The sequence below is a fragment of the Synechococcus sp. BS56D genome, assembly GCF_004332405.1.
Taxonomy (GTDB): domain Bacteria; phylum Cyanobacteriota; class Cyanobacteriia; order PCC-6307; family Cyanobiaceae; genus Synechococcus_C.
The window spans coordinates 142,964-162,236 of sequence record NZ_PHQU01000005.1; the positions used below are offsets into that span (position 1 = coordinate 142,964).

At 58.6% G+C, this 19,273-nt stretch carries 17 protein-coding genes and 2 tRNA genes; 13 read left to right on the forward strand and 6 right to left on the reverse strand.

Translation table 11 applies throughout. The features are described from left to right. The first annotated feature begins 32 nt into the window (after positions 1 to 32). The 3 genes from CWE17_RS08685 to ribD are packed head-to-tail and all read left to right on the forward strand — an operon-like array spanning position 33 to position 4,195. Entirely contained in the window at positions 33 to 2,531 is a 2,499-nt protein-coding gene (locus CWE17_RS08685; RefSeq protein WP_131456275.1) for a GH116 family glycosyl hydrolase, read from the forward strand. A 39-nt stretch (positions 2,532 to 2,570) separates the two neighbouring features. Continuing rightward, positions 2,571 to 3,071 (forward strand): DUF3122 domain-containing protein, encoded by a 501-nt coding sequence (locus CWE17_RS08690; protein ID WP_185191039.1) that lies wholly within the window; start codon positions 2,571 to 2,573, stop codon positions 3,069 to 3,071. After that, positions 3,068 to 4,195, forward strand: coding sequence for a bifunctional diaminohydroxyphosphoribosylaminopyrimidine deaminase/5-amino-6-(5-phosphoribosylamino)uracil reductase RibD (ribD, locus tag CWE17_RS08695; RefSeq protein WP_131456277.1), 1,128 nt, complete (start codon positions 3,068 to 3,070; stop codon positions 4,193 to 4,195). Before CWE17_RS08690 ends, ribD begins: the two co-directional genes overlap by 4 nt. Here the strand turns inward: ribD and CWE17_RS08700 are convergent. Further along, on the reverse strand, positions 4,182 to 4,925 hold the full coding sequence (locus tag CWE17_RS08700; protein WP_131456278.1) for a potassium channel family protein: 744 nt from the start codon (positions 4,923 to 4,925) through the stop codon (positions 4,182 to 4,184). The genes ribD and CWE17_RS08700 overlap by 14 nt on opposite strands. 84 nt (positions 4,926 to 5,009) lie before the next feature. Between CWE17_RS08700 and ftsH the strand changes: the two genes are divergently transcribed. The 6 genes from ftsH to CWE17_RS08730 all read left to right on the forward strand — a co-directional run bounded on the left by ftsH (position 5,010) and on the right by CWE17_RS08730 (position 10,381). Next, positions 5,010 to 6,890, forward strand: a complete 1,881-nt coding sequence (gene ftsH / locus CWE17_RS08705) for an ATP-dependent zinc metalloprotease FtsH (RefSeq protein ID WP_131456280.1) — start codon at positions 5,010 to 5,012, stop codon at positions 6,888 to 6,890. Positions 6,891 to 6,942: 52 nt separating this feature from the next. Beyond that, a complete protein-coding gene (gene argF / locus CWE17_RS08710; protein WP_131456282.1) occupies positions 6,943 to 7,899 on the forward strand; it encodes an ornithine carbamoyltransferase in 957 nt (318 codons plus the stop codon). A 70-nt stretch (positions 7,900 to 7,969) separates the two neighbouring features. Next, entirely contained in the window at positions 7,970 to 8,593 is a 624-nt protein-coding gene (gene lexA, locus CWE17_RS08715; protein WP_131456284.1) for a transcriptional repressor LexA, read from the forward strand. A gap of 92 nt (positions 8,594 to 8,685) precedes the next feature. After that, positions 8,686 to 8,758 (forward strand) — tRNA-Ala (locus tag CWE17_RS08720). A gap of 157 nt (positions 8,759 to 8,915) precedes the next feature. Then, the gene (locus CWE17_RS08725; protein ID WP_131456286.1) at positions 8,916 to 9,203 is read left to right on the forward strand and encodes a hypothetical protein; all 288 of its coding nucleotides are present in this window, start codon (positions 8,916 to 8,918) and stop codon (positions 9,201 to 9,203) included. Positions 9,204 to 9,277: 74 nt separating this feature from the next. Then, positions 9,278 to 10,381 carry a carbamoyl-phosphate synthase gene (locus tag CWE17_RS08730; protein WP_240789355.1) on the forward strand — a complete coding sequence of 368 codons (1,104 nt, stop codon included), beginning with the start codon at positions 9,278 to 9,280 and terminating at the stop codon, positions 10,379 to 10,381. 322 nt (positions 10,382 to 10,703) lie between these two features. Here the strand turns inward: CWE17_RS08730 and CWE17_RS08735 are convergent, their stop codons facing one another. After that, positions 10,704 to 10,916 (reverse strand): hypothetical protein, encoded by a 213-nt coding sequence (locus CWE17_RS08735; RefSeq protein ID WP_131456288.1) that lies wholly within the window; start codon positions 10,914 to 10,916, stop codon positions 10,704 to 10,706. Positions 10,917 to 11,019: 103 nt separating this feature from the next. Then, positions 11,020 to 12,039, reverse strand: a complete 1,020-nt coding sequence (locus tag CWE17_RS08740) for a phage major capsid protein (RefSeq protein ID WP_131456289.1) — start codon at positions 12,037 to 12,039, stop codon at positions 11,020 to 11,022. Positions 12,040 to 12,112: 73 nt separating this feature from the next. Here CWE17_RS08740 and CWE17_RS12530 point away from each other — a divergent pair, with 73 nt between their 5' ends. Both CWE17_RS12530 and CWE17_RS12535 read left to right on the forward strand, forming a co-directional pair. Continuing rightward, on the forward strand, positions 12,113 to 12,313 hold the full coding sequence (locus tag CWE17_RS12530; RefSeq protein ID WP_161971427.1) for a helix-turn-helix domain-containing protein: 201 nt from the start codon (positions 12,113 to 12,115) through the stop codon (positions 12,311 to 12,313). 243 nt (positions 12,314 to 12,556) lie between these two features. Continuing rightward, positions 12,557 to 12,757, forward strand: coding sequence for a hypothetical protein (locus tag CWE17_RS12535; RefSeq protein ID WP_370318299.1), 201 nt, complete (start codon positions 12,557 to 12,559; stop codon positions 12,755 to 12,757). 764 nt (positions 12,758 to 13,521) lie between these two features. On the opposite strand, the gene CWE17_RS08755 is transcribed toward CWE17_RS12535, so the two are convergent. Both CWE17_RS08755 and CWE17_RS08765 read right to left on the reverse strand, forming a co-directional pair. Next, positions 13,522 to 15,495: a DUF3854 domain-containing protein gene (locus CWE17_RS08755; RefSeq protein WP_131456294.1), complete on the reverse strand. Its 1,974-nt coding sequence runs from the start codon at positions 15,493 to 15,495 to the stop codon at positions 13,522 to 13,524. 1,099 nt (positions 15,496 to 16,594) lie between these two features. After that, entirely contained in the window at positions 16,595 to 17,899 is a 1,305-nt protein-coding gene (locus CWE17_RS08765) for a site-specific integrase (protein WP_131456298.1), read from the reverse strand. A gap of 149 nt (positions 17,900 to 18,048) precedes the next feature. On the opposite strand from CWE17_RS08765, the gene CWE17_RS08770 reads away from it, so the two are divergent. Both CWE17_RS08770 and CWE17_RS08775 read left to right on the forward strand, forming a co-directional pair. Next, positions 18,049 to 18,117 (forward strand) — tRNA-Ser (locus CWE17_RS08770). 206 nt (positions 18,118 to 18,323) lie between these two features. Next, positions 18,324 to 18,572: a hypothetical protein gene (locus CWE17_RS08775; RefSeq protein ID WP_131456300.1), complete on the forward strand. Its 249-nt coding sequence runs from the start codon at positions 18,324 to 18,326 to the stop codon at positions 18,570 to 18,572. A gap of 34 nt (positions 18,573 to 18,606) precedes the next feature. On the opposite strand, the gene CWE17_RS08780 is transcribed toward CWE17_RS08775, so the two are convergent. Beyond that, positions 18,607 to 19,257 carry a secondary thiamine-phosphate synthase enzyme YjbQ gene (locus CWE17_RS08780; protein WP_131456302.1) on the reverse strand — a complete coding sequence of 217 codons (651 nt, stop codon included), beginning with the start codon at positions 19,255 to 19,257 and terminating at the stop codon, positions 18,607 to 18,609. Between the last annotated feature and the right edge of the window lie 16 nt (positions 19,258 to 19,273).

The window sequence follows — 19,273 nt, forward strand, 5'->3', positions numbered from 1 at the left end:
TCTGGCAGGCTGGGGCGACTTTCTGCCTCTCCATGGCCCCGCTCGGACTCTCTGCTCTGCGTTCGCTGCTGGGCCGTCGCAAGCAAGCCAAGCGTTGGCAGCCGCCCCAGGCGAGCTGGAGCCGGCCGTTTGGCCTGGGCTGGACCAACCCCTACACGGTCCGCTACGCCAGCAACCTCGACGATGGCCCCAACCACGGCATGCCCTTGGGGGGCTTTGGTGCTGGTTGCATCGGCCGGGCATCCGATGGAACGATCAACCTCTGGCACCTCGATGGCGGAGAACACTGGTTCGGTGTGCTGCCCGATTGCCAGTTCGCCCTGTTTGAAAGCAATGGCAGCAGCACGAGGGCCCATGCGCTGGCAGTCAAACCGGAGGCAGATGCTTCCCGTGTTGGTGGCGGTGAGCCCCTAGCGGCGTGGGATTGGTATCCCGCCAGCACGCCCGAGCGCAGCACCGGGACCTATGCCGCCCGCTACCCCCTGAGCTGGACCAGTTACGAGGGCGTGTATGACGCCGAGGTGCGCTGCGAAGCCTTCAGCCCCATCGTGCCGGGGGATTATCAGCGCACCAGCTACCCGGTGGCTGTGTTCGTGTGGACCTTGCGCAACCCCACCACCAAGCCGTTGGATCTGTCGTTGTTGTTGAGCTGGCGCAACACCACCGGTTGGTTTACCAACACCGATGCTTCAGCTGAGGTGCACTTCCGGGACGACGGCAGCCCTGAGCACAACTACGCACCGGCGATCGGCATCACCGATGGGCAGCGCAACCGTTGGGTCGATGACGGCGACCTGAAAGGAGTCGTGCTGGAGGGCAACGTCTCCACTCCGATCGCCGAAGGTGAGGGGCAATGGTGTATTGCCACGTCTGATCAGCCAGGGGTGACGATTCAGCGTTGCAGTCGCTGGAATCCCCACGGCGATGGCAATGAGCTTTGGAGCCATTTCAGTGCCGACGGCACCATTCCCGAGAGCAACAACGATCGCCGCAGCGGACAGAACGATCCGGTCAGCGCGGCCCTCGCGGTGCAGTGTCAGTTGGCGCCGGGCCAAAGCATCGAGATTCCGGTGGTGATCAGCTGGGATCTGCCGGTCACAGCCTTTGCGACAGGAAGCAGTGCCCTGCGCCGCTACACCGATTTCTTTGGCGCTGAAGGCAACCAGGCGGCGGCGGTGGCTGCTGAAGCGCTGCGGGATTGGTCGCAGTGGAAGCAGCAGATCGAGGCCTGGCAGCAGCCGGTGCTGGAGCGCAGCGATCTGCCGGAGCCCTTGCGTATGGCTCTGTTCAACGAGCTTTATGACCTCTGCAGTGGCGGAAGCCTCTGGAGTTCGGCAACGCCTGAGGATCCCCACGGTCGTTTCGGAGTGCTCGAGTGCCTCGATTACGCCTGGTACGAAAGTCTCGATGTGCGTCTGTATGGCTCTCTAGCGCTGCTGCAGCTCTGGCCAGAACTCGATAAGGCGGTGCTGCGCAGTTTTGCTCGGGCGATTCCAGCGGCGGATGCCACCCAGCGGCCGATCGGCTGGTATTTCACCCAGGGCAAGGGCCGGGTGGAGGCTGACCGCAAGGTGAAAGGGGCGACCCCCCACGATTTGGGGGCACCGAATGAATGTCCGTGGGATGCGACCAACTACACCGCCTATCAGGATTGCAATCTCTGGAAAGACCTGGCTAGCGATTACGTGCTGCAGGTATGGCGCACGTTCAAGTTGGCCCCGAGCGGTGAAGACATCAACTTTCTGGCCGAGTGCTGGCCATCGGCGGTGGAAGCGCTGCGCTATCTGAAAACGTTTGATGCCAACAACGACGGTCTGCCTGATAACGGTGGTGCGCCGGATCAAACCTTCGATGACTGGCCGCTCCAAGGGGTGAGTGCTTACTGCGGTGCGCTCTGGATTGCGGCCTTAGAGGCGGCCCTGGCGATTGGCCAGACCTTGCAGCTCGCAACCGGTGTGGATACGTCGTCGGAGCAGCGTGAGTTCAGCGGTTGGCTTGAGCAGTCGCGCAGCAACTTCGATCGTTTGCTCTGGAATGGCGAGTATTACGACATTGATGCCGAGAGCGGCACGCCGGTGGTGATGGCCGATCAGCTCTGTGGTGATTTCTATGCGCGCCTGCTGGGGCTGGAGCCGGTGGTGAGTGAGGCCAACAGCCGCAGCACGCTCAAGGCCGTGAAGGAGAGCTGCTTTGAGAAGTTCCAGGGCGGCAGCCTCGGGGTGGCCAATGGCCTGCGCCGCGATGGCACACCCCTGGATCCCAATGGCACCCACCCCTTGGAGGTGTGGACAGGCATCAACTTCGGCATTGCCAGCTATTACCGCTTGATGGGTGACACCAGCACGGCCCTGGCGATCACCTCAGCGGTGGTGAACCAGGTCTATGCGGGAGGGTTGCAGTTCAGAACCCCAGAGGCGATCACGGCGGTGAACACCTTCCGCGCCTGCCATTACCTGCGGGCGATGGCGATCTGGGGCCTGTGGGCGACCCATACCGATTGGCAGCAGATTCCTGGTGCCCATCGGTCCTGAAGTTCAGCACCGATGATGGCAGCAGCACCCCCGGGTCTGATGCATCTGCTGCGCCGTTTACTGGTTTCACTGTTGGCTGCTGTGTTGCTGCTGCTCGTCACCCCTGGGGTGGCGATCGCGCAGGTGCACGAACACCAGGATGAGAACGGGGCACCAATGCTGCGCAGCCTCGAAAGCCTGCGCGATCTCGATTACCAGAGCTGGCAGGCGGTGGCCTATCGCACCGGAACCCCTGGCAATCCTGTGGTGCTGCGGATTGTGGGTTATCCCGGCAAATTGCGCCTCGAGCATCCCGCCCCCCTGCTCGTGCAGGCCGGTGTGAAGGAGTGGCAGCTCGACGACATCACCCTTGAGAATCCTGTTCTGGCCAGTGATGGCCGGGAGGCGGCAGCTGAGTTCGCCCTCGATCCCCTGCTCAACGATCTCAGCAACAACCGCCCGCTGCGTTTGTTCCTTCCCGGTGTGTTCACCGAAATGCCCGTCCCCCCCTATGTGGTGGGTGAATGGCGTGAGGTGCAGACGGAGCCTCTTGGGTCATGAGGGCCGTCGCTGACTCTGATCAGCGCTGGATTCCCTGGATGCGCCGGGCCTTGCAGCTGGCGGCCTTGGCCGATGGCCACACCAGCCCCAATCCCCTGGTGGGCGCCGTGGTGCTCGATGCCTCCGGCACGCTGGTGGGGGAGGGGTTTCATGCCCGGGCTGGTGAACCCCATGCCGAAGTGGGGGCCTTGGCCCAGGCCGGAGTGCGTGCGAAGGGCGGCACGCTGGTGGTCACCCTCGAGCCCTGCTGCCATCACGGCCGTACCCCTCCTTGCAGCGACGCCGTCATCCAGGCAGGGATCGCTCGGGTGGTGGTGGCGCTGACCGATCCCGATCCTCGTGTTGCCGGCGGAGGTTTGCAACGGCTGCGCGATGCCGGAGTGGAGGTGCTCTCTGGAGTGTTGGAGGCCGACGCTGCCCACCAGAACCGGGCCTTCGTGCACCGCGTGCGCACTGGTCGGCCCTGGGGCCTTCTCAAGTGGGCCATGAGCCTCGATGGCCGCACGGCCTTGCCCAATGGCGCCAGCCAGTGGATCAGTGGTCCCAGCGCACGCAGCTGGGTGCATCGTTTGCGGGCCCAGTGTGATGCCGTGATTGTGGGGGGCGGCACCGTGCGCGCTGACGACCCCCTGCTCACCAGCCGGGGCTTGCGCAGCCCCGAACCGCTGCGGGTGGTGCTGAGCCGCAGTCTTGATTTGCCCGATCAGGCCCAGCTTTGGGATCAATCCGTCGCTCCCACCCTGGTGGCCCATGGAGTCGCTAGCGACGGAGCCGACCGCGAGCGCGCCCAACGGCTGGATGCCCTTGGCGTGGCAGGCGTGACGCTCACGGCCTTGCAACACTGCGAGCCTCAACAACTCCTGGAGGTGTTGGCGGGCCGTGGCTGCAACCGGGTGCTCTGGGAGTGCGGCCCTGCCCTGGCCGCTGCTGCGTTGCAGCAGGGCTGCGTGCAGGAGCTGGCGGTGGTTGTTGCCCCCAAGTTGATGGGTGGCGCGGCGGCCTGCACCCCCCTCGGTGAGCTGGGTTTCACGGCGATGGATCAGGTGATGTCCCTTCAGCAGATTCGCCACAGCTCCCTGGTGGATGACTGGCTACTCCAGGCGCTGCTTCCTACAGATCGCTGAGGTCGTTCTCTGAGCTCTCGTCCCGTTCCTCCACATCGCCGGTGTAGCGACTGATCAGCACCCCCATCACCACTGCGAGATAGAGGGGGCCCGCGATGCTGGTGGTGACCGAAAGCATTCGCGAGAGGGGCAGCATCGGGTTGATATCACCGAAGCCCACGGTCGTGAGGCACACGAAGGCGAAGTAATTGATCTTGGCGAAGATGCCGGGTGTCATCAGCACGCTCAGATCACCACCAAGGGACGAGTCAGTCGGTAGATCCAGGGGCTCAAAGCTGCCTGGCTGGATCGTTTCGACCGCACTCATCACCAGGCCTGAGGTCAGCCCCAGCAGCAGATAGCCAGCAGCGGCACCCATCAACATCCCGGCGGTGACGCGCTTCTCCTGGGAGAGGCGGTCGACGAGGCGCACCACGCTCCAGCCCACCAGCAAGCTCCAGCTGAGCACCAGCGGTACGCCTGTGTTCACCATCCGCAAAGGGGTGATCACCCAGATCCACTGGGCGGCAAGGGCAATCACCCCGAGCAGGCGGTAAAGCCGATCCCAACGACTCAGACGCGGCTTGCGAATCATCACCAGCTGGGTGAGCAGCAAGGCGATCAGCGAATAGCCGATCGTGCCCAGCCATGACAGCTGCGGAAAGGCGAAGCTCACCAGCACGAGTAAACAGAGGCTGAGCAGCAGCTCATAGATCAGTTCCCGACGTCTCAGGGCTCGAGCTGAAGGCATCGTCTCGTTCGGTTCTCCCCCCTCTCAGGGCGACCAGGCATGAAATGACGGCCTTAGTTTGGTGCCCTAGACGGAACCTGTCTCATGCCGATCCGCGAGGACGACAACCGACCCAACCGGCGCTTCGGGATCATCAACCTTGTGTTGATCGGTTTTGGGGTGCTGTTGCTGTTCAGCAGCTTCATTCCTAATCCCGGTATGCAGGTGCCCCGCGTGCCGTACTCCCTGTTCATTGATCAGGTGAATGACGGTGCCGTGAAACGCGCGTTCATCACCCAGGATCAGATCCGCTACGAGTTGGCCAACCCCGAGGAGGGTGCTCCGGCAGTGCTGGCCACCACGCCGATCTTCGACATGGATCTGCCCCAGCGCCTGGAGAGCAACGGGGTCGAGTTCGCAGCCGCTCCACCCAAGAAGCCCAATATCTTCACCACGATCCTCAGCTGGGTGGTCCCACCGCTGATCTTCATCCTGGTGCTTCAGTTCTTCGCCCGCCGTTCCATGGGTGGCGGTGGTGCCCAAGGTGCCCTGAACTTCACCAAGAGCAAGGCCAAGGTGTATGTGCCCGATGAGCAATCCCGGGTGACCTTCAACGATGTGGCTGGTGTTGATGAGGCCAAGGACGAACTGACCGAGATCGTTGATTTCCTCAAGACTCCAGAGCGTTACGCCGAGATCGGCGCTCGCATTCCCAAGGGTGTGCTGTTGGTGGGTCCTCCGGGTACCGGCAAGACCCTTCTATCCAAGGCTGTCGCCGGTGAAGCAGGTGTTCCCTTCTTCATCATCAGTGGCTCGGAATTCGTCGAGCTGTTCGTGGGTGCCGGTGCCGCCCGGGTCCGCGATCTGTTCGAGCAGGCCAAGAAAAACGCGCCCTGCATCATCTTCATCGACGAGCTCGATGCCATCGGTAAGAGCCGTTCCGGTTCGATGGGTGTGGTCGGCGGTAATGACGAACGCGAGCAGACCCTCAACCAGCTGCTCACTGAAATGGATGGCTTTGCCTCCAAAGACAAGCCCGTGATCGTGCTGGCGGCCACGAACCAGCCCGAAGTGCTCGATGCCGCCCTGCTGCGTCCTGGTCGCTTCGATCGGCAGGTCTTGGTGGATCGTCCGGATCTGTCTGGACGCAAGACGATTCTTGAGATTTACGCCAAAAAAGTGAAGCTCGCTGATGGGGTGGATCTCGATGGCATTGCCCAGGCCACCAGTGGTTTTGCCGGCGCTGACCTTGCCAACCTGGTAAATGAGGCGGCGCTGCTCGCGGCCCGTGCCAAGCGCACCAAGGTGGAGCAGGAGGATCTCGGCGAGGCGATCGAGCGCGTGGTGGCCGGCCTTGAGAAGAAGAGCCGTGTGCTTCAGGCCGATGAGAAGAAGGTGGTGGCGTATCACGAAGTGGGTCACGCGATCGTCGGTCACCTGATGCCTGGAGGCAGCAAAGTGGCCAAGATCTCGATCGTGCCCCGCGGGATGAGCGCCCTGGGCTACACCCTGCAGCTCCCGACCGAAGAGCGCTTCCTCAATTCCCGCGAAGATCTCGAGGGCCAGATCGCCACTCTGCTGGGAGGGCGTTCCGCAGAGGAAATCGTCTTCGGCAAGATCACCACGGGTGCAGCCAACGATCTGCAGCGCGCCACCGACATTGCCGAACAAATGGTCGGCACCTACGGCATGAGTGACACCCTCGGCCCACTGGCCTACGACAAGCAGGGTGGTGGTCGCTTCCTCGGCGGCGGCAACAATCCACGCCGCACGGTGAGTGATGCCACCGCCCAGGCCATCGATAAGGAAGTGCGGGCCCTCGTGGACAACGCCCACGACACCGCCCTGGCGATCCTGCGCCAGAACATGGCCCTGCTCGAGACCATTGCCCAGAAGATCCTCGAAAAAGAGGTGATCGAGGGCGACGAGCTCAAGGAGATGCTGGCCGCCAGCGTGTTGCCTGAATCCGCTGCGGCTAGCGCCTGACACTTGACGAAAGGGGCTCTGATCCCCGATAAAGCTCCTTTGAAACCCAGTCATGGTTGCCTCCGCTCAGGGTGTCGCCTCTGTTCTCTCGCCCCTGAGCGGCCGTGACTTCCTCTCGTCGGCCGATGCGACGGCCGAGCAGGCCGCAGCCCTTCTTCAGCTCGCTCTTCAGCTCAAGACTGGTGACCGTCGTATTGACCTAGGCAACCGGGTGCTGGGGCTGATCTTCACCAAGGCCTCCACCCGCACTCGGGTGAGTTTTCAAGTGGCGATGGCCCGCCTTGGCGGCCAGACCGTGGATCTCAATCCCCAGGTGACGCAGCTGGGCCGTGGCGAACCGTTGGAAGACACGGCGCGGGTGCTCAGCCGCTTCTGCGATGTGCTGGCGATCCGCACCTTCGCTCAGCAGGAGTTGGTGGATTACGCCTATTGGGCTTCGATTCCGGTGATCAATGCGCTCACCGATCTGGAGCATCCCTGCCAAGCCCTGGCGGATTTCCTCACCATGCAGGAAGCCTTTGGCGATCTGAAAGGACAGACCCTCGCCTATGTGGGCGATGGCAACAATGTGGCCCATTCCCTGATGCTCTGTGGTGCGCTCCTGGGCGTGAACGTCCGGATCGGTTGCCCTGAGGGATTCGAGCCGCTGCCTGGTGTGCTTGACCAGGCCAGGGCGCTGGCGGTGGATGGTGCGGAGATCAGCGTCACCAGCGATCCCGTCGCTGCGGTGCGCGGAGCTCAGGCGCTTTACACCGATGTGTGGGCGTCCATGGGGCAGGAACAAGAACAGGCGGAACGGGAGCGCGCCTTCCAGGGCTTCTGTCTCAATGAAGACCTGCTGGCGGAGGCGGATGCCCGCGCGATCGTGCTTCATTGCTTGCCTGCTCACCGCGGTGAAGAGATCAGCGCTGGGGTGATGGAGGGTGAGGCGAGCCGCATCTTTGATCAGGCGGAAAATCGCCTGCATGCGCAGCAAGCGTTGCTGGTGGCTTTGATGGGCGGCCTCTGAGCCCTTGATCCCTCGAGGGGCTTGTCAAACCATCAGGGCACCGGTACAAATGTATTGACGACCATTTGTCTTGCCGGTGCCCGCTGGATCCCCCGAGCCGCTCACATCTGCTCAGCAGGAGCTTTACGACTGGCTCGCTGATTACATCGGCAGTCACCATCACAGCCCCTCCATTCGCCAGATGATGCAGGCCATGGGGTTGCGATCTCCCGCTCCTGTGCAGAGTCGCCTGCGTCATTTGCAGCAGAAGGGATGGATCACCTGGCAGGAGGGTCAGGCGCGCACACTGCAACTGCTCGGAGGCATTGCCTCCGGTATTCCGGTGCTGGGGGCCGTGGCGGCCGGTGGGTTAGTGGAAACCTTCGATGATGTGCAGGAGCGACTCGACCTGGCGCCGCTGCTGGAAACCCGCGGGCTGTTTGCCCTCACGGTGAATGGCGATTCGATGGTCGAGGCGCACATCGCCGACGGTGATGTCGTGCTGATGGAGCCCGTGACCGATCCCGGCAGGTTGCGGCAGGGGACGATCGTGAGCGCCTTGGTGCCTGGTAGCGGCACCACCCTCAAGCATTTTCATCGTGATGGCGGCACGGTGCGTCTCGAGGCGGCGAATGCCGCCTATGAGCCGATTGAGCTGCCAGCCGATCAGGTGCAAGTGCAGGGCAAGCTCATGGCGGTCTGGCGCCAAGTCTGAGCATCGCGCATCTGGGCCCCGGGATCTGGCCTGCGGCGGTGTAAGCTTCGACACGACGACGGCACAGGCCCAAGGGCTCAACCGACGTTTTTGGGGCCATAGCTCAGCTGGTAGAGCACCTGCATGGCATGCAGGGGGTCAGGAGTTCGAGTCTCCTTGGCTCCACTAGGTATTCACCAAGTGGGACATCCCAGATAGAGCAAAAGTTAGAGCAAGGTTGCCTGGCTTCATGCGTTTTTGCTCTAAACAGAAGCTCTGGCCCAGAACAGTCGCCTAGCTTCGTTACGCGCCGAGTCCAGCGGTCCCCCGCAAGCCCTCACAGATGACGCACCTCAGCCCCGAGTCGGCCCACGCTGCGATCAAACGCCTGCTGCTGACCTGCATCACCCCTGCCATGGCCTCTGAGACGGAAGGCATCACGCGCATGAGCGAGCGCATCAGGGCCTGCATTGAGCGCGTGAAGGTAGACGCCTCAGAGGGCGCTGCTCTCGTTGCTGAATGCGCTCCACACGGGCGGGCGATGGTGGCTCAGGCGCAGAAGGCCTTGGCTGACCTTGAGGCTCTGTCGGTGCTGGACGAGCTGGTGGGCGAGATGTATGGCGCTGACTAATGACATTGAGTTTGATTGAAGTTGCAATCCGCTGTGGTTTAGGGAATAGTTGGCGCACCAAAGGCCTCCGACTGATGCTAAGATGCCTGTTTGTCGGTCTTCTCGCTGCTACGGCTGCCATTACGCCCCTACCCCTTAACGCGCAGGAAGGCAGCGCAGACGACCTTGGGGTAATGAGCATCAGCCTCAAAGACGTCATCAAGCCACGCGTTGGCTTCCAAGGGCAGACCCAAGCCGCTGGCACTCCCAACCAAGCGGGCATTGGCGGCTTCTTGCCTTTGGTGGTTGGTGAGAACAGTGTCTTCTTCCTTGATGCACTGGCAAACGTCAACTTCGCTGATTACGACAACTACAGCAGCATCATCAACACCACCGTTGCTGGCACCACCATCTCCACCTCTTCCCGCTTGGGGTATCGCTGGCTGAATGCTGACCGCAGTTGGATGTTTGGCGTGAATGCTGGCTATGACACCCGCCCGATGGCAACGGGTCCTACTGACACAGGCATTCCAACTTTTGGCACCGAAAAAACAGTTTTCTTCCAGCAGGTCGCAGTCAATGCAGAAGCTGTTTCCAATGACTGGAACCTCAATGCCTATGCCTTACTTCCTGTTGGCGATACGGAGCAACAACTAAACTGGTTTTATCAAGGCGGGGCACTGGATACCTATGGGCTTGATGTTGGTTACAGCATCACACCTGATTTACGGGCATCTGTTGGTTATTACTACCAACATGGCGACCTTGGAGCTGCTGACGGCTCAGGCGTTAGCGGCAGGCTTGCTTATAACCTAGCGAATGGACTAACTGTTGGCGCCAACCTCTCCTACGACCAAGCATTTGATACCAGGGTTTCGGCAGACATCAAATATCGCTTTGGATCCAATGGCTACCACTCACCACAGAAGAAGAACCCTTCTGTGACGCCCGTCATTCAGGCGCTTACAGCTACACCTTCCAACAGGGATGTGCGGGTGCACGATTGCCCTCGGCTAGGATGCTACGCCTTCGCCTTAGAAGAATGGGAGAATATTACTGCAACTTACGGGAATGGGAGAATATTAGAATATTTGGAGAATAAAGAATGGGGGGATATAGAAGAATGGGGGGATATTGTTGCGATTACTGGTATTGTCCGATATTTACTGCAATTGGCACGCACCGTTTCCTTGCCCTAACTCGCAACGTATTTCCCAGGCTGCAGCCTAACCACCCAAAGCCCCTGCCACCGCAGGGGCTTTTTATTTCTTCAATAGACCACCAAGAGCCTTCATTTAGCCTCCAATAACTGAATCATTGTTGCGTTTGATTGGCGGGATTTTTAGTTCACAAACCACCGTTTGATCTTGCTCATTGCACCCGTGCTCTCATCCTCAAGCGGTTGCAGTGCGGGCACATCTAGCCCATCGCGTTCAACCCACGGATCAAGCCAACCCTGCGGGCGACGTCCGTTGAATTCCTGTAACCACTCCAAATAACGACGGTCAAAAGGCGGGTATTTCATTTGCGCTTGGCGATAATTTTTTCAGCAACCTTGTTCGCGAAGTCGAATGAAAAAGTGCCATCCGCCCGCAGTCTTGACTCAGCACGACGACCCACGATGGCATCAGCAAATTGATCAATTTCGTCGCGTGAGAATTTCCAGAGCTTTGCGCAAGCTTCGGGAGTGATGAAACCTTGATTGTCTTGTGGTGTTGGTTTGAGCGTGTTCATGGCATTAGGTAATGGGGCGGGGCGCCGCCGTGTCCAGTGATGACGCCCCTGTCTCGGCCATGGAAGATCACCGCCGAAGTCATCAGATTCACGTGATCGACCGTCACGCAGACCCGATGACCAGCGAACTTGCATCCTGAACTCCCACGTCGACGAAGTTGATCACCACGACCTCAACGGCACCCGCCGTCAGATTCCTGTAGGGATCAGCGGTCACAATTGGCGAACCGAAGAATCCAAGCTTGATCGCATTCGGGAGGCAGAGAACGTGCGAGCCTTCGGTCACATGCGATGAGCTGGCGATCGGAATGCCGGCGATGCGATAACGCCCAGCCACGTAATCGGCGACCATCTGGCCACTATTTGATGCTTTTTCGGCATTAAGCAAAGCCGCAAGATCCGAGGGGTGCAGCAGAAAAGCAGCATCTTCGATTCGGTGATCGGCGTCAACCATCAGCTCCACCATCCCCAGCAATTCAGCAAAGGTTGGGGTGGCACCTGAAAAGGTTGTTGTCTGGCGGCCGGTGGTATTGAGCAATCCGAGGGGCTCACCGTTAGTGCCTGTCCCAGCGATCAGGCCACCCTCAACTACGTTTCGCACTGCCCGAGATAACTCGGCCTGAATCTGCGCCTCGATATCCTCCCCTTGAACACGCAGCTTTCGACTGATCGAGATGCGAGCGGCAGCACCACGCGGGTGCAGTTCTACCGAGCTGACTGTGGTGGCAAGTTGTGGCGATTCGGCACCTTCGGCAATCCATCCGCCTGTTCCGCCATTCCAGCGGGGTAATGCAATGCTTTCACCAGCGATTTCGATGCGTTCAGCGCCGATCTCTTCAAGAACGAGTTGCGGGCGTGTTGCCGCAGCGACAGCAGCGACAGAATCCGCAATCAGATTTCCGCCCGAAGAAGCAGGCGTTGTTTGCAGGTCGCGGGCCAGACTTTTGGTGGGAATGAATGCCGCTCGTTCAGATTTACCGCAAAGCGGCTTTTGATTGAGCTGACGACCGATCCTTTCACTCAGGCCCATCTCAAACTGATGACCACTTTGATGCGCATCAGTCAGAGCATCAATCAGTCGCGTGATGCGATATTCGCGTGGCCTTTCAGGAGTGCGTTTCATCTGAGTTATGTCGCCCTATGTTGCACTTATTGTCGCGAGATTACAGAATGCGTGCAAGACTCGATGTCGCAACATGTCGCACCACTTATCTCAAAAGGATCTTGCCTCAGCTTTGCGCGTGCATCGAAGCACAATCACTCGCTGGATGAGAGCTGGCATCCTTCGACCAAATGAGCACTATTTCCGCTTTACTGATCGTGGTCCGCTGCGATTCAACCTTGATCGAATCATCGAATCCTGCAAGATTGCAACATATTTGCGAGAATCGATTTAACTGAAAATCAGACATGCAATCCCATCCCCTGAATCGTCACAGGCCCGATGATGACGTGCCGCAGCGCCCAGACCCCCAGAACGACTCGCTGATGTCCCCGCAGGCAAGGCGCTATTGGCGGCAGGGCAGTCAACAGGATGGTGTCCACCGATGCAGCAGAAGCAGCGCGCAGGCGGTCTAGGTTGGGGTGGGGCCGCGCTGCGTCAACAGCCGACCCCTGACCAGTCCACTCGTGATGAACTGATGACTACGTTCTATGCACGCCCCAGCGGCGTGTCATCCCCTCCCGCCGCAACCGAAATCCCTGCTTTTCGCAGGCCGACCCGCGTCACCGCCACTCTGTCTTGGAAGCTGCATCGAGACTTGCAGACTCGCGCTGATTACGAAGGCCGAAGTTTGTCCAACTTAATTGCAAGCCTGCTTGAGAAGGCCCATTCTGCGTGACTTCGACGGGGCCCTACGGCCCCTTTTTTAGTGCGGCGAGATCCGTTAATCGGGGCTAAAATGCCCAATTCCCCACTAATGATCAGCAGAACTAATCGATTTGCGGCAAGAGATCGGCAGGGTTAATAGCTAAAAATGTCTGGCTCTGGCGATGAGAAGCGGCCCGACAACCTCCACGGCCCAATTCTCAGCAAGGACCCGCAATGGTTTTCAGCGCCAAATCTTTGCGATAACCCATGCAAACAATGCGCAGAGAACGGCAAACACGATCAATGGGATGGCCCAAGTCACCAAGGTCGTGACGAATGGAGACGTGCTGTAACTCAGATCCCAGAGCAACGACCTCATGGCTTCGCTCCTAACGCACCAAACGGGCAGGAGGAACATCGACGGCACAAATAAAGCCGACAGAAATGCGGTGACGGCGATTCGATGTGGTCTTGTCATGCCCAAATGATGGTTATCTGACAGGCGGCGGGCAAAGGGTGAACCCTGTCCTGATCATCGGCGAACAGGGCGGTTGCTGGGAATCATATGTTGCCGGTGACCTGAGGCGTATCCCGAAGGAGCTGCTGCTGGCTGCTGATCAGATGACAGCAAAAGTCTGATACCTCCCTCCCTCCCCAAAAAACACACCACTACACACAGCCCATAACAAGGGAAATAGCAGTCCCACACTGCGATCTTGCGTGGCCCATAACTCATGACGCTAATGGCCCACATCCAAAATTTATGGGCCATTTTTTATGGGCCATGCCTTTTTTTCAGGGGGGAGGGGGGGGGTAAAACTTTTGAGACACTCCCAACAAGCAGGATCTCAGGTCGCTTGGATCTCGTGTTGAAAGCAGCCACTGCTTGCCCCTGAGCCGCTTGATGCAGGACTTAACCGCTTCAGGTGAGTGGTGAGGCAGCCCTTCAATCACGGTCTTGATGCTTGGTTTGATGCCGTGCTGGTTTTGCTTCCTGACGTATTCCATGACGTCCCTATTGACTTTGCTGACGTCGGAAGTTTTCGTCTGCTCCGTTGGCTCTGGCCACAGGAAATCACCCTGCAGTTTGTACTGACGACGAATGCCTTGACCGCCACGGCACTTGATCGGCTTCAGGTTGACCAGTTCGTTCTGATCTTTCTCAAGCAGGTAAACGATATCTGGTGCCTCCTGAAGTGCCTCGTTGTCAGCGATGGTTCCTGATTTGTTGGCGTGGTGTATCCACAGCAATGCAGCACTGCGCAGAACGATGTCGTGCACTGCATCCATGTGGTGCCGAATGATCGGTCTTGAGATGTCTTCAAGCGCCGGCCCAAGGGCTCCCTTCAGCGAATCAATGACGACTACGTTTGGGTTGAACGCCTCCATCTGCTGCTGCAAGCCATCAAGGTCACCGATGGTCCACTTGCGCTGTGTTTGCGAGTTGCCCCAGATCCTGATGCCATTGCGAACTTCAAGATCGTTCCAGTAACCCATTTCAATCAAATAGCTCTTGATGCGTTCAGCCATTGCATCTGAGCACACGTACAAAACACGCAACCCCGTTGCTTCAGGTCGCAAGCCGATCACGTCTGGGCTGCGCTGCTTCATCAACGCCACCATCAGTTGCAACGTGAGGATGGTCTTGGTGCTGCCTCTGTTCCCTCCGATCAGGGTTGACCATCGTTCGGTCAAAAGCTGATCAAAGAACGTTCGGGCCTCGTCAACCGGCTCAGCATCAAGCTCATCGGGTGTCAGCGGTCTTGACTCCAATTTTCGCTGTGGATGCCGCAGAGCGAGCCGCTCATTGACGACCGAACTGAAATCCCTATTGCTGATGCGTTGAGTGGTGCAAAATTCAGACCTAATAGCGGCTCGCTCTGCCTCGTCATCGCAGTCAAGGTAGGCATTAGCTGCTTGCCTGATCAGCTCTGGTTTCTTCCGGTCCTCCAGCTCGCGTTGAACGTCAACCTTCTGCGCAGAAGCGATCAGTGAATGAACGGCTTCATGGCCTTGCGCAACCAAGAGATCATCAATGCCCTTTTCCGGCCCCTTGCAGTGGGCGGTGCCAACCCATGGCGATCCGTTGGCATAGAGCTGATGTGCAAGCCGTAAGGCTGCATTGCTGACATCTCTTCTGCCGCGTGCTTTCTCGCTGTAGTCAAAACAGATGACGATGCGATGTTGTGCCCACCGCTTCAGGTATGGGTGCAGGCAGTGTTGGTCACGATCGTCTTTTGGCGTGCCATTCCAGATGCCTGCAACAGCAACGGCAGGGATGCCACACGTAAGGAGCGCCGCTGCTTTCTTTGCACCTTCTGTGATGACGATGGTTTCGCTGCAATTCCGCTGACGGTCTGCCCAGTAGTTCTCATCTGGCATCTGGAGCTGGAAGACACCACAGGGAACACCCAACGGGTTCTCGTATTTGATCAGCTCGCCTTTGTCGTTCTTGCGTGGTGTGTTTGGCTTCAGGCAGCCTGAGTCGCCTGTGGCACTGCACCACCAGCCACCAGCGTCTAGGTGCTCATAACGGCTGAGAACCTTGCCAACTTCGCTTGTGACGTATTGCTGCCCGTGACCACCCGCTGATTCCAGGCGTTTGGATGTGATGGTTTCAATCGCTTCTTGCCCAGTGAGAGACTGCAGATTCAGTTCCGTGATTTCTTGGCTGATACCTGAACCACTGATCCACTCGTCCCGGTGCTGTGGGTCAATCTCCTCGACCTCCCAACTATCAAGAGCCGGGGGATGTTCGCGCCATTTCATCGCGCCGTCCTCAGTCGCTCACGAGTAAGCAGGAGCTGATCAACGCGAGAGCTGGATAGTCGATCGCAGCGTGCGTCGCCGTCAATGATTTTTTCGATGTGTTCAGCGCAAGACAGAGCGAGCCGTTGCTCGATGTCGATAACGGAAAACATTGCTAGAGTTCAAAGGGAATACGTGCGAAAGGGGTCGTTCTGTAGCAGGAGCGGCCTTTTTTATGCGTCGTCCAGAAGCATTGCAGCAAGGCCGTTTTGAATCAGCAGGCGAATGGCCTCTGACCGGCTGCAGTCGTGAGAATCGCAGAAGGCGTCAACTTTGCTGAGCAGATCATTGCTCAGGTATGTGGCAACAGCGCGCGGGAATTTGCTACGTGGCTTGAATTTCATGCGAACAGAATCGACTCATGAGTTCATTTTGAAGCATGAATTGATGATGTCAACGAAGGGCGAGAATTGCCCGCCCCCTTGATTCAATATTCTTCTGCGAGCATTCTCGCTTGAGCTTCCAGTATGAGCTGCTCGGTTTCGCGGATAATGCGCCCTGCTTCAAGGCGAATTGAATCAAGTTACCAGACTGCTCTTGGGTATTGGCCATCGGCATAAAGATGCTCGATTATGTCAACCTCGTCTGCCTTATATTGAAGGCAGCGAATAGAAGAACGAAGATTCTCGGTGTGCAAATCAGAGGTCATTGCCAGACTCCTTGCGAATGTTGGATGCACGTTTGTTGAGGGCTTCTCGGATCAAGGAGACGTTCCAAGTGATCGCCGCATTGCTGCTGGGTGCCATGGCGTAATGACGACCAGCCTCAAGGAACCCGCCGTGCGTGTCTCGCAGACGCTTTAAGAAGGAGGCTGATCGCCCCAATGCCTGTGCTGCTTGCGTTGTTGGAAGCCAGTGTTCAGTCACGAGAGAGATGGTGAACGCCCACGCAGCATTGCCGCTACGGCTGGCTGTCGCTGACGGTATCGAGGGGGTCCTGGTCGTCCTTAGGGGGGTAGAACGGTTGCAAAGACTAGCTAGTTGTTGCTTGGCGACGGTGGCTTGATCCAGATTGAACACAGCTTGCCTTGCAGGTGTCTGGTCGTAATCTTTCGGTTGATTCAGTTTGCAGTTGGCCTTCCCAATTTCATCTGGCGTCCTAGAGGCGTGTGAGAAGTAATTGGCACCATCAATCTGGCCACCGCATCCTCTAGCCCCTGCTCGTCCGTCCAGCGTCCGTAGTATTTGAGATGTGTTCCAGGTTTGTGCCCCATCAATGCGGCTGCATCGCGGGGAGAGAGTGGTCGGTCGTAAGCCTTATGCGCTCTCCACGCATAACCATGACGAAGGCTGTAAGGCACTAGTCCGGGCGTCGCAGCAACCATTGATTGCCAAAACGGATAACGATCAAGTAGCTGTCGGAAGGCATCGCCAACCTTTTTGAAATGACCTGATGCGATAGCCGTACGGATGGACTTGGGCAGCTTCACCAGTCCACTGTCGTAGAGCTGCAGTGCTTGGGCACCGTCGCCGCGGCCATCAAGCTCAAGGGCAATCACACGGCGTTTTGTGGCCGGCTTTTTCATGCTGCGGGCGTTGCGCTTGACCTGACTTCCCACGTACAACTTGCCGTCTTCAACAGTCAGCGCAGCAAGCTCAGCAGGGCGTAATCCAAAGCAGCCCACAAGGGCTACAGCAAGGCGTAGCTCAGGCCTCCCATCAGCCTCAAGGGCATCCAAGAGGGCGGCTAATTGCTCGGGCTTTACAGGCGGTGTGAGTGCGTCATCGCCGTTATCTGCCGCGCCAATCAGCGCCTCACGGTCGTCGCCTTTAAGGGGCAACCAACGCGCAGGTGCACCCTGCTTCTCCACCACCCAAGAAAGGAAGGCGGCGACATCACCCAGGCCACGTTTGCGACCCTCGCCACCTGCAGGGCAATCGTGGAAGTGGCTACGGGCGTACGCCTTCATCAGTGAAGCGCCGTCAGTTGGCCTGCCCTTGGCAGCAGTCAGCAGCGCAATGGCCTTGTTGATGCGACTTTTGGTTTCACCCCTTGTCGTGCCACGGTTGTCGCTGCGGGTCTCTAAGAAGGCATCACCCAACGCCTGCCAATCAATGGCACCAACTATTACGCCTTGAGCGGTGACGGTCGCTCGAATTTGTTGGTTGCGGCTGAATGCATCCCGCAGCCCTAGCCCCTGCTCCCTCATGCGGGCGACCAAGACGCCCACCTCATTGGCCAAAACCGTGGCGTTTTTAAGGCTCCACTCAACGGGCAGCATCACCGATTGTCTGGTGCCGTCTTCGTAACTACGAGTCAGCTTTGTGCCCTTGCTCTGCGGGTAAAGGGTCCAGCCAGCACCGTGCTCGCGGCGTATCTGATTCCGTAGCTCGGTTTCCCACGGTTTGGCGTGTTTTTTGGGCATCGGGGCTCAGGCCTGCGTTATGCAGGTGGTCATCGTTAGAGCAAAACCTAGAGCAAAATAGAGCAAACAGGCCATAGCTGGCTATTGCAGGTCTCATCGCTTGGCTAAGCAGATCCCTTGCGGTGTCTGGGTTTTGCGAGTCTTCGCAAGGGATGTTGGAAGGTCGGTTGACCTGCATGGCATGCAGGGGGTCAGGAGTTCGAGTCTCCTTGGCTCCACTAGGTATTCACCAAGTGGTATTCCCAACGAGCGCAAGACCTGAGGCGAGAGGCCAGGTCGATCGTTTGTGTCGCTATTGATGGCCAAGAGGCCCCCTTGGGCGCCATGGGTTTGCAGGCAGGTTTCTGGCTGAGATCTGGCCCCGTGGGATCTCTCCTGTCGGTCTATTCCTTAAAGTAAACAGGCTCTAGGGTTGCGTTGGCTCATGATTTTCACCGTCGTCATCCTTAGCGAGTCAGTCTCTTTTTATCCAGAGGTTGATTGGACGGAATGGAAGGATGAGAATAGAAAGAAAATGAAAAGTGAAGGTGATCATTGGTCGATGGCAGCATTGAGTGGCCGTGATATTTGGGATTGTCTCGATCGCAACAAGATTGATCCTCTGCATCTTGTTCAGTGGAAGCCCGCTGATGATGTGATCTATCGCGTTAGCTTGCCCGCTCAGTGGGGCTAAGCCTTCCTGATCAGTCCTGGTTTGCATTGACCAATTATTCCGGCGGCGCCTCGGCGATCTCGTGGAGACGATCGATCAGAAGATCGACATCCGTTTCAATGCCGCCATCCTCGGCCCAGGCATCGGGTTGATGACGCGACAGCACGACCTCATTGAGTTTGCGGCCATTACGGCGTTGCAAAAGATTGGCTTGGCTGGCTTCGCTGGCAGGGACTGTTCGTTCTGTCGTTCTTTCTCCCACCAGATGGCAGGCAATCCGACGTCGGTGAGGCATGGCGCGATGCTCCCAGAGGTAGACCGCTTGCCAGATCCCCAACAGCAGTCGGCCGCCTTGCACCGACAGGGTCATGGTCTGGGCCGTGAGTGCGGTGCGGATGTGGGCGGGCATGTCATCACGGCCTTCATCGTCATGGCGGTAGCGATGGCGTTGGCCGTTCGCTGTCACTGGGCCATGGCCGTCCTGGGGAACCACCGCCTCCATCCAGGCTGCTAGGTCTACGAGTACTCGCGGGTCGGCGTTTTCATTGATCGTTAGGCTGCAGCTGGTGTGGAGGCAGGTGAGGTGCAAAACCCCGGTGTCGATGCCGCTGGCCGCCAGCCATTGATTCAGATGCGGATCGAGGCGCGTGAATCCCTGGCCTTGGGTTTCGAACTCGAGCTGTTCCAGCACCTGTTGCATGGCCATGGCGGGGGGAAGCTCA